The sequence below is a fragment of the Vibrio fluminensis genome (genome assembly GCF_015278125.1).
GTDB lineage: Bacteria > Pseudomonadota > Gammaproteobacteria > Enterobacterales > Vibrionaceae > Vibrio > Vibrio fluminensis.
Map to the genome: position 1 here is coordinate 37337 of NZ_JADILO010000014.1, position 12951 is coordinate 50287.

At 43.1% G+C, this 12951-nt stretch carries 12 protein-coding genes; 8 read left to right on the forward strand and 4 right to left on the reverse strand.

Annotated elements, in window-relative coordinates; translation table 11 throughout:
* Positions 1-281 precede the first annotated feature (281 nt).
* From IRQ95_RS11510 to IRQ95_RS11535, 6 genes are all read left to right on the forward strand, one after another.
* Positions 282-1196 carry a TIGR01777 family oxidoreductase gene (locus tag IRQ95_RS11510; protein WP_194437074.1) on the forward strand — a complete coding sequence of 305 codons (915 nt, stop codon included), beginning with the start codon at positions 282-284 and terminating at the stop codon, positions 1194-1196.
* Positions 1197-1245: 49 nt separating this feature from the next.
* Positions 1246-2073: an SDR family oxidoreductase gene (locus IRQ95_RS11515; protein ID WP_194437075.1), complete on the forward strand. Its 828-nt coding sequence runs from the start codon at positions 1246-1248 to the stop codon at positions 2071-2073.
* 336 nt (positions 2074-2409) lie between these two features.
* Positions 2410-3264, forward strand: coding sequence for a co-chaperone YbbN (locus tag IRQ95_RS11520; RefSeq protein ID WP_194437076.1), 855 nt, complete (start codon positions 2410-2412; stop codon positions 3262-3264).
* Positions 3265-3398: 134 nt separating this feature from the next.
* Positions 3399-4331 (forward strand): SPFH domain-containing protein, encoded by a 933-nt coding sequence (locus IRQ95_RS11525; RefSeq protein ID WP_194437077.1) that lies wholly within the window; start codon positions 3399-3401, stop codon positions 4329-4331.
* Between the two features lie 8 nt (positions 4332-4339).
* Positions 4340-4792 (forward strand): NfeD family protein, encoded by a 453-nt coding sequence (locus IRQ95_RS11530; protein ID WP_194437078.1) that lies wholly within the window; start codon positions 4340-4342, stop codon positions 4790-4792.
* Between the two features lie 233 nt (positions 4793-5025).
* Positions 5026-5232 carry a hypothetical protein gene (locus tag IRQ95_RS11535; RefSeq protein WP_194437079.1) on the forward strand — a complete coding sequence of 69 codons (207 nt, stop codon included), beginning with the start codon at positions 5026-5028 and terminating at the stop codon, positions 5230-5232.
* A gap of 51 nt (positions 5233-5283) precedes the next feature.
* On the opposite strand, the gene IRQ95_RS11540 is transcribed toward IRQ95_RS11535, so the two are convergent.
* The 4 genes from IRQ95_RS11540 to zipA all read right to left on the reverse strand — a co-directional run bounded on the left by IRQ95_RS11540 (position 5284) and on the right by zipA (position 10720).
* On the reverse strand, positions 5284-6033 hold the full coding sequence (locus IRQ95_RS11540) for a YccT family protein (RefSeq protein ID WP_194437080.1): 750 nt from the start codon (positions 6031-6033) through the stop codon (positions 5284-5286).
* Between the two features lie 80 nt (positions 6034-6113).
* A complete protein-coding gene (locus IRQ95_RS11545) occupies positions 6114-7121 on the reverse strand; it encodes a porin (protein WP_194437081.1) in 1008 nt (335 codons plus the stop codon).
* Positions 7122-7665: 544 nt separating this feature from the next.
* The gene (gene ligA, locus IRQ95_RS11550; protein WP_194437082.1) at positions 7666-9675 is read right to left on the reverse strand and encodes an NAD-dependent DNA ligase LigA; all 2010 of its coding nucleotides are present in this window, start codon (positions 9673-9675) and stop codon (positions 7666-7668) included.
* 136 nt (positions 9676-9811) lie between these two features.
* Positions 9812-10720, reverse strand: coding sequence for a cell division protein ZipA (gene zipA / locus IRQ95_RS11555; RefSeq protein ID WP_194437083.1), 909 nt, complete (start codon positions 10718-10720; stop codon positions 9812-9814).
* Positions 10721-10922: 202 nt separating this feature from the next.
* On the opposite strand from zipA, the gene cysZ reads away from it, so the two are divergent.
* Together cysZ and cysK are read left to right on the forward strand one after the other, a co-directional pair.
* On the forward strand, positions 10923-11660 hold the full coding sequence (gene cysZ, locus IRQ95_RS11560; RefSeq protein WP_194437084.1) for a sulfate transporter CysZ: 738 nt from the start codon (positions 10923-10925) through the stop codon (positions 11658-11660).
* Between the two features lie 299 nt (positions 11661-11959).
* The gene (gene cysK / locus IRQ95_RS11565; RefSeq protein WP_194437085.1) at positions 11960-12928 is read left to right on the forward strand and encodes a cysteine synthase A; all 969 of its coding nucleotides are present in this window, start codon (positions 11960-11962) and stop codon (positions 12926-12928) included.
* Positions 12929-12951: the final 23 nt, after the last annotated feature.

Consider the following 12951-nt stretch of genomic DNA (forward strand, 5'->3'; position numbering starts at 1 on the left):
TGAGTGGTTTCCAAGCCAAAACAGCCTATCCCTGCAGTTTAGGCACGCTCTACTGCTAGGTTAAAGCTATCTTGCCAAAGCATCGCTTGCTAATATGTGACACTAATTGCATCCCAACCGATAAATGTTACAAAATGTAATTTCTGTGAAGACAAACTGCTGGCAATCACTTTGAGTTGGTTTCACCGCATATCGCATTGGCATTCTTTCAGCATTTAACGGACTATCTGATCCGAATGAGCGTGTAATCGCTATAATTGTGGTTATACAAGGAGAGTAGTATGAAGATTCTGTTAACTGGTGGCACTGGCTTTATTGGTCGAGAACTGGTCAAACATTTAACCACTCATGACGTGGTGGTATTAACACGCTCACCAGAAGCAGCACAGCTTGCACTGAGCCATGCTGATTTAGGCAACATCACCTATATCGCAACATTAAACGACTTCCACGACTTGAATGACTACGATGCGGTTATCAATTTGGCTGGTGAACCCATCGCAGATAAACGCTGGAGCGCGGAGCAAAAGAAGCAAATCTGTGACAGTCGCTGGAAACTTACCGAGCAGTTAGTTGAGCTAATTCACGCCAGCACCACACCACCGAGCGTATTTATAAGCGGTTCGGCGGTTGGCTACTATGGCGACCAGCAAGCGCACCCCTTTGATGAAAGCCTGCATGTTCATGCTGACAATTTTCCCCATCATGTCTGTGCTAAATGGGAAGAGATAGCAAACCGTGCTCGCTCTGAAGAAACCCGCATCTGTATTTTACGTACTGGTGTGGTCTTGGGTTGTGATGGCGGCGCGCTGGCTAAGATGCTACTTCCTTACAAAATGGGGGTTGGCGGACCAATAGGCAGTGGTAGCCAATATATGCCTTGGATACACAAACTCGATATGGTTCGTGCCATCGTTTATTTACTTGAAACTGAACACGCTCACGGCGAATTTAACCTCTGCGCTCCTCATCCAGTTATGAACAAGCAGTTTAGTCGTACCTTAGCCCGTACACTGAAGCGTCCTCACTTCCTATTTACCCCAAAATGGACGATGAGAGTTCTTATGGGGGAAAGCTCGGTATTACTCTTCGATAGTATCCGCGCGAAGCCAAAAAAGCTGACAGAATTAGGCTTTCGTTTCAGCTACTCACGACTCGAACCGGCATTAAAAAATCTCTTACAACATCATGAATAATCCTTTACTCTGAATCGCGTCATTTCAGAGAATTAGAGAGAAGGATTTCATGACCAAAGCCATTCTTATTACCGGATGTTCAACCGGCATTGGCTACGTAACTGCCCATGCATTACATCAGCGTGGCTATCAAGTTATTGCCTCTTGTCGCAAAAGCGAAGATGTTGAGCGTTTGCGAAACGAAGGGCTGACTTGTATTCAGTTAGATTTAAGCTCGGCTACCAGTATTTCCAATGCGGTACAACAAACCTTAAAACTAACCAATGGAAAGCTCTATGCGCTGTTTAATAACGGCGCTTATGGGCAACCGGGCGCTTTGGAGGATCTGCCCGTGGCAGGACTGAGGGCGCAATTTGAAACGAATTTCTTCGGTTGGCATCAATTGGTGTGTGAAGTTTTACCGATTATGCGCGCACAAGGTGAAGGACGCATTGTGCAAAATAGTTCCGTACTCGGCTTTGCTGCAATGAAATACCGCGGCGCTTATAACGCCTCCAAATTTGCCATTGAAGGCTGGAGCGATACACTGCGTTTAGAACTGGCTGACACCAATATCAAAATATCTCTAATCGAACCAGGACCAATCGAAACGCAGTTTCGTGCCAATGCTCTACAAGCATTTCATCAATGGATTGACATCGAATCGAGTGTCCATAAAACTCAATATCAGCAGCAAATTGCTCGCTTAGCTAAAAAGTCTTCCAACAACACGTTTGTATTGCCTGCAGAAGCGTGTATTCAACCAGTCATCCATGCACTAGAAGCAGAGAGACCCAAACTTCGTTACCGCATTACTCAACCAACCAAAGTATTTGCTGTATTGAAGAGACTGCTACCCGGACGTTGGCTGGATAAAATTTTAGCGAAAGCAGCATAGCGTCATATAAACGTCATAAATCATCAGCATAATGACATGGTGAAATAGCATTACACAAAATTTATAAGCGTCACATTCGGTGCCCGTACATGTCATTAAATCAATTAAATTGGCTATGTGTGAGTGTTGCGCTAACGCTGTTTATCTTTTTTTAAACACCTTCGCTTGCACTTTTGCCATTGAAAACACCACGTTATTGCGTGGTGTTTTTATTTATACTCAAGTAACCTCAAGGTGCTTGGTTCAGCGAGAATTGCTTGAGTATATAAGCTTGATTTATTCTCGTGTAGACCATACTTAATCAATAGATAAAGACATTGGCCAAGGATATGTCGCATGCAATCACCTTTTATCACCGAATTAAACCAACAGAACTTTATGCAAGTTCTGGAAAGCTCACAGCAAACACCATTGTTGATCCACTTCTGGGCATCAGTAAGCCAAGAAAGCACTGAAATCATTCCACATTTGCAACAACTCGCGCAGAACTACAATGGTGCGATGACGCTAGCATTGCTCAACTGCGAGCAAGAACAATCCATCGCAGCGCAATTTGGCGTACAAGCCTTGCCAACCATTGCTTTATTTATCAATGGGCAGCCTGTTGATGGTCTTGGTGGACCTCAACCAATCCAAGCGATTGAAGCTATGCTGGCTAAACATTTACCAAGCCAAGAAGAGCTGAGTTTAACCAAAGCATTAGAACTGGTATCAGCAGGTCAACATTCTCAAGCGATGCCGTTATTACTCGCTCTATCTGAAGATCTAAGCCGTCGCGGTGATGTTAAGCTCGCACTTGCTGATTGCTACCTCGCCGCGCAGAACTTTGAACAAGCAGAAGTGCTGCTGCAGAGCATTCCTCTGGAATATCAAGATAATTACTACAAAGGCTTAATTGCTAAATTAGAAATTCACCATCAAGCGGCAAACAGTCCAGAAATACAGTCACTTGAACAGCAACTAACACAACAGCCAGATAACGCAAAATTGGCACAAGAACTGGCACTTAACTACCACCAAGTTAATCGTGACGAAGAAGCGTTGGCCTTGATTTGGCAGTTTATCTCTCGTGATCTCAATAGTATGGATGGTAATATGAAAAAATCTTTTATGGATATCCTTAGTGCACTTGGTCAAGGCAACCCTATCGCGGCGAAATATCGTCGCCAGCTATACTCTATCCTCTACTAATTAGGTCATCTCGAACTTAAAGGTCGGAATAACCGACCTTTATTTCGCTTATTTAGCGTACTAGGTCTCATTCCTATATTTGAGCTTGCACAAACTTTAGGCAACAATGAAATCAACTGAATAAGGAGATTTTTATGCCTATCGATACCGCATTACCACTCGATTCCCTGATCACCACTGCGATTTTTGTTATTGCCGCTGTCGCGTTTATTTTCGCTGGGGTTAAAACCGTCCCTCAAGGCAACCACTGGACAGTGGAACGCTTCGGACGCTATACGCACACACTTAAGCCAGGATTAAATTTTATCATCCCATTTGTGGATAAAATTGGTCATAAGATCAATATGATGGAACGCGTACTCGACATTCCTGCCCAGGAAGTAATTTCACGTGATAATGCGAATGTCACTATAGATGCAGTGTGCTTTGTTCAAGTAATCAATGCGCCTCAAGCGGCTTATGAAGTTAACGACTTAGAACATGCAATTCGCAACCTAACGCTAACCAATATTCGTACTGTCCTTGGCTCAATGGAGCTTGATGAGATGCTAAGCCAGCGAGACATGATTAATGTGAAGCTACTGGCGATCGTCGATGAAGCAACTAATCCATGGGGCGTAAAGGTTACACGTATTGAAATAAAGGATGTTCAACCACCGTCAGATTTGACCGCAGCTATGAATGCGCAAATGAAAGCCGAGCGCAATAAGCGTGCCGAAATTCTAGAGGCTGAAGGGATTCGACAAGCCGAGATTCTTAGAGCGGAAGGTCAAAAACAATCAGAGATCCTCAAGGCTGAAGGTGACAAACAAGCCGCTATTTTGCAAGCAGAAGCACGAGAGCGCGCCGCTGAAGCCGAAGCTCGAGCGACCGAAATGGTTTCAGATGCGATCGCCAAAGGCGACATGCAAGCGGTAAACTACTTCATCGCTCAAGGCTATACAGAAGCACTAAAAACCATTGGCCAAGCAGAAAATGGCAAGATCATCATGCTACCTTTAGAGGCATCAGGTTTGATGGGCTCAGTCGCTGGTATTGCTGAAATGTTCAAACAAGAGAAAAAATAGAGGATCGAGTGATAGAGCTTCTCAATCATATTAACCATTGGCATTGGATAGGACTTGGTCTCGCCCTATTAGCCGCTGAACTACTCGGCGCTGCTGGTTACCTACTTTGGCTAGGAATATCGGCTTTACTCGTGGGTGTGATTCAGACTTGGATGCCAATAAGCTGGCAACTTCAATGGGTATCGTTTGGCGTATTTTCACTTACGACCACCTGGCTATGGTGGCGCAGACAGCTGAAAAGCGATCGCCACTCAGATAACCAACGAGAGTTAAATCAAAAAACTAAACAGCTAATCGGCCAAACGGTTCGCCTTGATCATGACCTGCCAGCAGGTAAATCACGCATAAAAATTGCCGACACCACATGGGCTGCCTTTTCTGAACAACCATTAAGCGCAGGAATGTTAGTTGAAATCACTGATATCAAGGGAATCGTATTATTTATTGAAGAAAAAAAGTGACGGATAAATAACAGTAAAACAGGCCAAAAATCGACTTTTTTGGCCTGTTTTTTTGTCCCCTACCCGCTGAAGCCAGTAAAAGATAAATTTTTCTAAATAAGTCACTAAAAAACCTAAATAAAGGTTATTTATTACATAAAAATATCATTTTTTTTTGATCTTTATCAGTCTTGTTTCATACTAAAACTATCTCAGATATTTGAGATGACTCGCAAAACTAAGGGGAATTTGTTATGAAAAAGATAATTGCTTTAATGTGTACTGCGCTTCTTTCATTTTCTGTATTTGCTTCAACATCAGCAAATAACTCTAGCAGTAATCAAACAGCGCGCGGCGAATGGGTGAACTGCGTATTGCCCGATGGTTCTAAAGATTACATTCCTAGTGGCGTATGCCGCTCCAACGGTGGCACTTTTACTAGCGACACTATCTCTCACTAATAAGTGAAAAAGCCCTTGCTATACGAGTAGAGCAAGGGCTTTCAAAACCTTTTACTGAGACACTAACCAAGCCAGAATCGCTTTTTTTTCAACAGCAGTAGCTTCGTTATACCAGTAGCTCATCATTTCTATAGCTTTAGAACCTTCTAAATCAGAAACTTGCTTGGATTGCCTGTTGTCAAATACCCAATTAGTGAATTCATCAAGCTCTTGAGAAGTAGCCTTTTTACTCCAATAAGAAACCATTTGGCTCGCATCTCCCCCCGAAAGCTCTCCAATCTGTACTACCTGGACACTTGATGGCAAAGTCTCTTCTGAAGATGCAGGGACAATACCTTTTGCAATGTTGTATTCCCTTAACTCTTTTTCGTAATCTCGTCCTAAGCCTAAAATGTATGGCAATTCTTCAAGTGTAAATTCAACATCATTCCCATTTTCATCTGTGAGCTTCATTTTTGGGTGTTGATTAAACTGACTTACGTGGGTCATACGCGTAATTTGCATATCAAGATCTAGCGTCAATTGCGCATCTGAAGCATCAAACGTTAGCACAAATGCTTCCGAGTTAAATTTCTCTTTTTCTCCAAAGTTGTTATCAACCAATTTTGACACACGAAATACAGCTTGGTTTGTTCCATCTGGTAATTGAAATTTTGGTTTAGCAAATGCCCAAAGACCAGAGGCTTCATTGTCCACAACTAGTGGAGTAAGATTATCATTAAATTTTAGTCCAACTTCGGCCTGGGGAGCAAAGGAAGCAGTGGCAATACATATAGCTGTTATGGTTTTAATAACCTTCATCTTTTTTCTCCTGAAAAAAACGAGCACTCTCACAGAGTGCTCGTAAAATAAGACTGTTAGACTAACTAGCAACGGTTAGATTACCAGTAGTATTCAGTACCAAACATTAGGCGAGTGTAATCACCATCTGTTGTGTCACCGTTGTAATCGTAGTCGCGTACGTCGAAGTATAGGATTGCACTCGGTAAGGTGTAAGCAACACGCGCAGTAATTGCAGTATCTGCGTTATCAACACCAGGTTCTGATGTATCACCTTGGTGTGCATATCCAGCTTTCACGAACCAATTTTCGTCAATTGTATATTGAATCGCTGCAGAGTAACTTTCTTGGTCAATCGATCCACCAACTACTTGGTCAATCGATGCATCACGGTAAGCTGCGTTTACTGTGAAGTCACCTAGGAAGAAGTATGCACCAACAATCCAATATTCACTGCCATCTAGAGCACCAATAACCTCAGTAGTTTCACCGCGGTCATAGATACCAGCGTGTAAAAGCATATTATCGTTCTGATAAGCACCAGCAAAACTTAGCGTTTTCGCGTCAGTTGTTTCATTTGCGCCACTTAGAGTTGCAGAAACAGTAAAGCCATTCCAGTTTGCAGAATCGTAACGAATTACGTGATCAGCACGATCTTGGAAAGCAGTCTTAAGGTCATTAGACATTGCATCAAACGCGCCGCCAGTACCTGGGTTAGTATGGCTATCTACTAGGTTATATGCTGCAACTAGCTGACGACCGTATTTAATGCTACCAAAGCCTTCCCAATCAAAACCTAGGTAAGTATCACGAGCGCCAAGACCACCGGTGTTAGTTCCGTTGTTTGCGTTACCACCTTCCATTTGCCAAACAAAGTTTGGCTCAAGGTCTTCAAAATCTACTACACCACGAAAGCCCACGCGAGACTCGATATCAGCCATCAAGCTATTATCATTGTCGTCTTTAATATCGTAGATTACAGAACCAGCTGCTTGACCGTAAAATGTAACTGCATCACCTACCACTTGTACTGCTGCATTAGCAGAACCAACTGTAGCTGCTGATGCTACTGCTGCACACACTAGAGTGCGTTTGAAAAATTTGTCCATGGAAAAACTCCTAAAAATGGATATAGCTGTTTTATTCCTTTCCCCTTAAGTTGGCCGCCGAAGGGAAAAGATTTTCCTTTTAAAATCTAAAAATCAATTTTGATCTTTCGATTTTAATTTCACTGCATACACCTTGTGTACCCATGTGCCTTAGACTAACTTCGCAGCATAAAACATCAATCAGAACTTAATTTATTTATAAAAAAATATGACCCAAGACATACTTTTCCCAAACTAGTGATATAGATCACTAAATTTCTTTGAACTTTCAGCACCACGAATCAAACTCATAATAAACAACAACTTAAAAACAGAAAGCCAGCTTGATATTTGAAGTGTGCCGCATATATTTCCATGTAAGCACTACTTATTTTGAAATTAGATCGTCGTCACTTTCAAAAAATAACTAAATTTGCTTCAAGGAGCGGAGCTTAATTAAAAGACAAAAAAAAGCACCCAACTTAAAGATGGGTGCTTAATTTTTAGATTTACTTTTTTAGTTCACTGCCAATTCTGGAGAGCCTAAAAACTCAAAAAATGTGGATTACATTAGATCGACTAAATCCTGCTCGGTTTTAACTTCAACACCTAACTCTTGCGCCTTCGCAAGTTTAGAGCCTGCATTTTCACCAACAAATAGAATGTCAGTTTTCTTTGAAACACTGCCCGTTACCTTAGCGCCTAACGCCTCTAAAGCGGCTTTCGCATCAGAGCGAGACAGTTGAGATAAAGAACCCGTTAATACCACAACTTTACCCGCTAGAGGTTGAGGTACGCTTTCGTCACGTTCTTCAATCGCAGGCCAAGCAATTCCCTGTTCAATGAGTTCAGCAATCACCGTTTTGTTTTTATCTTGCGCAAAAAATGATGTGATATGACTCGCAACAATAACACCAATATCCTGAACTTCGATTAATTGTTCATGGCTAGCACTCATTACAAGCTCAAGCGATTTAAAATGAGAGGCTAAGTTTGCCGCCGTTGCCTCACCCACTTCACGAATACCCAATGAGTAAAGGAAACGAGCCAATGTCGTCTGCTTAGATGCTACTAATGCGTTAACTACGTTCTGTGCTGATTTCGGGCCCATACGTTCCAGCACAGTTAGCACACCGGCACTCAACTTGAATAGATCAGCGGGAGTCTCAACCATTTCACGGTCAACAAGCTGCTCGATCACTTTTTCACCTAAGCCATCAACATCAAGCGCCTTACGTGACACAAAGTGTTTGAGCGCTTCTTTACGCTGTGCCTGACAGACTAAACCGCCGGTACAACGGGCTACCGCCTCGCCTTCAACTCTCTCAACGCTTGAGCGACACACAGGGCATTGACTTGGAAAAACAATTTCACGGGCATTTTCAGGACGTCGATCCATTACCACTGAAACAATTTGTGGGATGACGTCACCTGCGCGTCGAATAATCACGCTATCGCCAATCTTCACTTGCAGACGAGCAATTTCATCCGCGTTATGTAGCGTTGCATTACTTACGGTAACGCCGCCAACAAAAATCGGTTCCAATTTCGCCACTGGCGTGATCGCGCCAGTACGTCCCACTTGGAACTCGACGTCATTAAGTAGAGTAATCTCTTCTTGGGCTGGGAATTTATACGCAATCGCCCAGCGTGGTGCGCGAGCAACAAAGCCCAATCGCTCTTGTAACGCGATATCATCTACCTTGATAACGACACCATCAATCTCATACGCTAACGTATCACGACGAGCCAAAATGTCTTGGTAGTAAGCTTTCACTGCTTCAAGTGAATCGACTCGCTTAGTCTCCGGGCACATTGGTAGTCCCCAGCCTTTTAGTTGCAAGAATCGTTCATAGTGACTTGAAGAAAGCGCTCCTCCTTCAACGACACCAACGCTATATGCGTAAAAGCTCAAAGGGCGCGTAGCGGTAATACGAGAATCAAGCTGACGCAAACTACCCGCAGCTGCATTACGCGGGTTAACAAAGGTTTTTTCACCTTTCTTTAGTGCAATTTCATTGAGTTTGTCGAAACCCGCCTTAGGCATAAACACCTCACCGCGAACTTCAATTCGTTGTGGCCAACCTTCACCGCGAAGTTTTAGTGGAATAGCCGCAATGGTACGCACGTTCTCAGTAATGTTTTCGCCAGTAGTGCCATCCCCACGCGTAGCGGCCTGAACTAAAACACCGTCTACATAAAGAAGACTAACCGCTAAACCATCCAGCTTTGGCTCACAACAAAACAGCTCAAATTTGGCAGCAGGCAAGCGATCCATCATGCGTTTGTGGAAACTATTTAGCTCTCCATCATCAAATGCATTGTCGAGTGAAAGCATCGGGATTTCATGGTTGACCGTTTCAAACCCGTCTAGAGGCTTGCCACCGACTCGTTGGCTTGGCGAATCAATAGTAATTAAGTCTGGATGCTGAACTTCAAGATCAAGCAGTTCGCGCATCAAGCGGTCATACTCAACATCCGGAATTTCAGGGCTGTCTTCAACGTAGTAGCGTACTGCGTGGTAATGAAGAGTTTCACGAAGTTGTTCGAGTTTTTGTTGAATTTCTGACGACATATTTCACTCAGTGTTCGATAACGTATAAACGAATAGCGCGAGTATGACTGCGCACTAGCTTAGGTTCAAGTATCAATAAAAAAGGCCCCTAATTTGTAGGAGCCTTTCGCAATAGTTTTACGCTAATAAGTAACAGTTAAACGGTTTGCAGAGCCTTAAACTGTTTCACTTGCGCTTTGTAGTTGTCGATGCGTGTTGGGGTGAGTATATTGCGTGCATCATCCAACACATGTCCACCCATATCATCCGCGATTTGCTGCGCTGTGCCTAACATCAGCTTGAAGTTCTGCTCTTCATCACCGTAGCAAGGCAATGTCATAAAGAATGAAATACCTTTGGTGCTAAACTCGGCTGGGTCGTCATGCTTTAATGTTCCCGGTTGCATCATGTTCGCGACGCTAAACAACACTTTCCCGGTACCTGAATGATCGGTATGTCGATGGAAAATATCCATTTCACCATACACCAAATTGTTTTGCTGCATGCTGTCAAATAGCTTAGTGCCGACAAATGGCTCCTCACCAATGCAATGAACATTGAGAACAATGACTTCCAGCTCTGGCTCTTTTGCTTCTTCTTCAACAGGCTTTACTTCAGTAATTTTACTGTCTGGCTCAGGTTCAATATTTTGAACAATAGGCTCTACTTCTGGTTCTGAACTATCGAGTGCAGACATTGAAGGTACTTCATCAAGTTCCACTTTAATCTCTTCTTTCACTTCGAGTTCTTTCTCCTCTTGCGGGAATTCACCGGTTAGAGGGTCAGCTACCAACGGATCACCAAGAAGCGGGTCACTAGCAAAGGCATTGGATTGAATTTCAGGATCTTTGCGCTCTTTACGGATGATTTCAAAGTCATCCTCAGGGGCAAACCCACGCTCATCACTGCGATCAGAGATCTCATCACTGTCCACATCAAGCTTCCCTAGTGGCTTATCACTAAATTTTGACTTGCCTTCTTTTTTACTCGTCCATAGACCGTGGAACAATAACGCGGCGATGGCAAGGGCACCCACCACGATAAGTACGAATCGCAATTCCTGCATTTTCTGCTCTCATTTGCTTAGCGGTAAACACTTTCTAGAGCTCACTGCCAAGTTGTTAAAACCTGTTTGCCAATAACTTTACCAAAACTATCCTAGGTTTTAGAACAAATTAATGTGAGAAGTTCCCACAATCTTGTGATTTTGGACACGCTTCTTTCTTGTTAAGATAGAAAAAGGTCGTTTTCTAAACAAACAGAGTACTATGACAAATACAAACATATCTCGATCTGGCTTCGGATATTTCTTTCATGGAATCGAGCTAGCTTTAAGCCCTGGCATCCGCCGTTTCGTAATCATGCCTCTACTTGCCAATATTATTTTGGTTGGCGGCGCGCTATTCTACCTTTTCTCTCACCTAGAGAATTGGATTAACCAATGGATTGGTCAATTGCCAGAGTTCCTTTCGTGGTTGAGCTACCTGCTTTGGCCACTGTTAGTCTTAACGATATTAGCGACTTTCTCTTATTTCTTTAGCACCTTGGCTAACTTCATTGCTGCGCCGTTCAATGGTCTACTGGCTGAAAAAGTTGAGGAGCATCTAACAGGTAAAAAAGTTAACGAAGACGGCATGCTAGCGGTACTCAAAGATACCCCTCGAGTACTGGCTCGAGAGTGGCGTAAATTAGTTTACGTATTACCCAAAGCGATCGGTCTATTTTTACTGCTATTAATACCAGCGCTTGGACAAACTGTCGGACCGATATTATGGTTCATCTTCACCGCATGGATTTTGGCCATTCAATACTGTGATTATCCATTTGATAACCATAAAATCAGTTTCAACGACATGCGTTACAATTTGAAACAAAAACAAGGGAAAGCGTATGGTTTCGGTGTTTTAGTCAGCGTATTTACGACAATTCCAATTCTAAATCTCATCGTAATGCCTGTTGCAGTATGCGGTGCGACATCCATGTGGGTCAGTGAATTTAAGCGATAGCTTCGGTCACGATTCAACAAAAATTAGAGCCTCACTATCAATGATGAGGCTCTTTCACATCAAGAATTGTGATTCTGTTCTAAGATGCTCAAACCTACCAAAATACCAATACAGATAACTTGTATTTAATAAGATATAACTTTTTAATCCTTCTCTGCTTTTTGTAAAAGCCCTAATCTGGTTTCATCAAATAACAGCTAGGCAGCCTCAAAGCAGTTTAGGTTAGATAAAATTCCACTATGTTTGTGCGGTCAACACCTGACATACGAGCAAATAGCCATCTTATGAAGGATCAGACAATGAGCAAAATCTACGAAGATAACACTCAAACTATCGGTAACACTCCTCTAGTTCGTTTAAACAAAGTCGCGAAAGGGAATGTATTAGCAAAAGTTGAAGCGCGTAACCCGAGCTTCAGCGTGAAATGCCGTATTGGCGCAAACATGATTTGGGATGCGGAAAAGCAAGGCAAATTAAAGCCAGGAGTTGAGCTTGTAGAACCAACCAGCGGCAATACTGGTATTGCATTAGCATTCGTCGCAGCAGCTCGCGGATACAAACTGACTCTAACTATGCCTGAATCAATGAGTCTTGAGCGTCGTAAGCTATTAAAAGCACTAGGCGCAAAACTAGAGCTAACTGAAGCAGCAAAAGGCATGAAAGGCGCGATTGCTAAAGCAGAAGAGATCGTAGCAGGCAACCCAGAAAAATACTTGTTACTACAGCAGTTTGATAACCCAGCTAACCCAGAAATTCATGAAAAAACCACTGGTCCAGAGATCTGGGATGCAACTGACGGTGAAGTCGATGTCATCGTTGCAGGTGTCGGTACAGGCGGCACAATCACCGGTACCAGTCGTTATATCAAAGGCGAAAAAGGCAAAGCGATCACTTCAGTCGCCGTTGAGCCAGCAGAATCACCAGTGATTGCCCAAGCACTCGCAGGTGATGAAATTCAACCAGCGCCACACAAAATCCAAGGTATTGGCGCAGGTTTCATCCCTGGTAACTTAGATTTAGAGCTTTTAGACCGTGTTGAGGCAGTGACTTCAGATGAGGCAATTGAGATGGCTCGCCGACTAATGGAAGAAGAAGGCATCTTAGCTGGTATCTCTTCAGGCGCAGCAGTCGTTGCGGCAAACAGAATTGCGGAACTACCTGAATTTGCAGGAAAAACAATCGTAGTCGTTCTACCAAGCTCTGGTGAACGTTACCTTAGTACAGCGCTGTTTTCTGGCCTATTTACTGAGAAAGAGAACCAACAGTAATACGTATCGAAATCAATTTTTCG

Coding starts and splice junctions, on each gene's coding strand:
- IRQ95_RS11510 (WP_194437074.1), top strand. CDS start 282: ATGAAGATTCTGTTAACTGGTGGCACTGGCTTTATTGGTCGAGAACTG.
- IRQ95_RS11515 (WP_194437075.1), top strand. CDS start 1,246: ATGACCAAAGCCATTCTTATTACCGGATGTTCAACCGGCATTGGCTAC.
- IRQ95_RS11520 (WP_194437076.1), top strand. CDS start 2,410: ATGCAATCACCTTTTATCACCGAATTAAACCAACAGAACTTTATGCAA.
- IRQ95_RS11525 (WP_194437077.1), top strand. CDS start 3,399: ATGCCTATCGATACCGCATTACCACTCGATTCCCTGATCACCACTGCG.
- IRQ95_RS11535 (WP_194437079.1), top strand. CDS start 5,026: ATGAAAAAGATAATTGCTTTAATGTGTACTGCGCTTCTTTCATTTTCT.
- IRQ95_RS11540 (WP_194437080.1), bottom strand. CDS start 6,033: ATGAAGGTTATTAAAACCATAACAGCTATATGTATTGCCACTGCTTCC.
- IRQ95_RS11545 (WP_194437081.1), bottom strand. CDS start 7,121: ATGGACAAATTTTTCAAACGCACTCTAGTGTGTGCAGCAGTAGCATCA.
- ligA (WP_194437082.1), bottom strand. CDS start 9,675: ATGTCGTCAGAAATTCAACAAAAACTCGAACAACTTCGTGAAACTCTT.
- zipA (WP_194437083.1), bottom strand. CDS start 10,720: ATGCAGGAATTGCGATTCGTACTTATCGTGGTGGGTGCCCTTGCCATC.
- cysZ (WP_194437084.1), top strand. CDS start 10,923: ATGACAAATACAAACATATCTCGATCTGGCTTCGGATATTTCTTTCAT.
- cysK (WP_194437085.1), top strand. CDS start 11,960: ATGAGCAAAATCTACGAAGATAACACTCAAACTATCGGTAACACTCCT.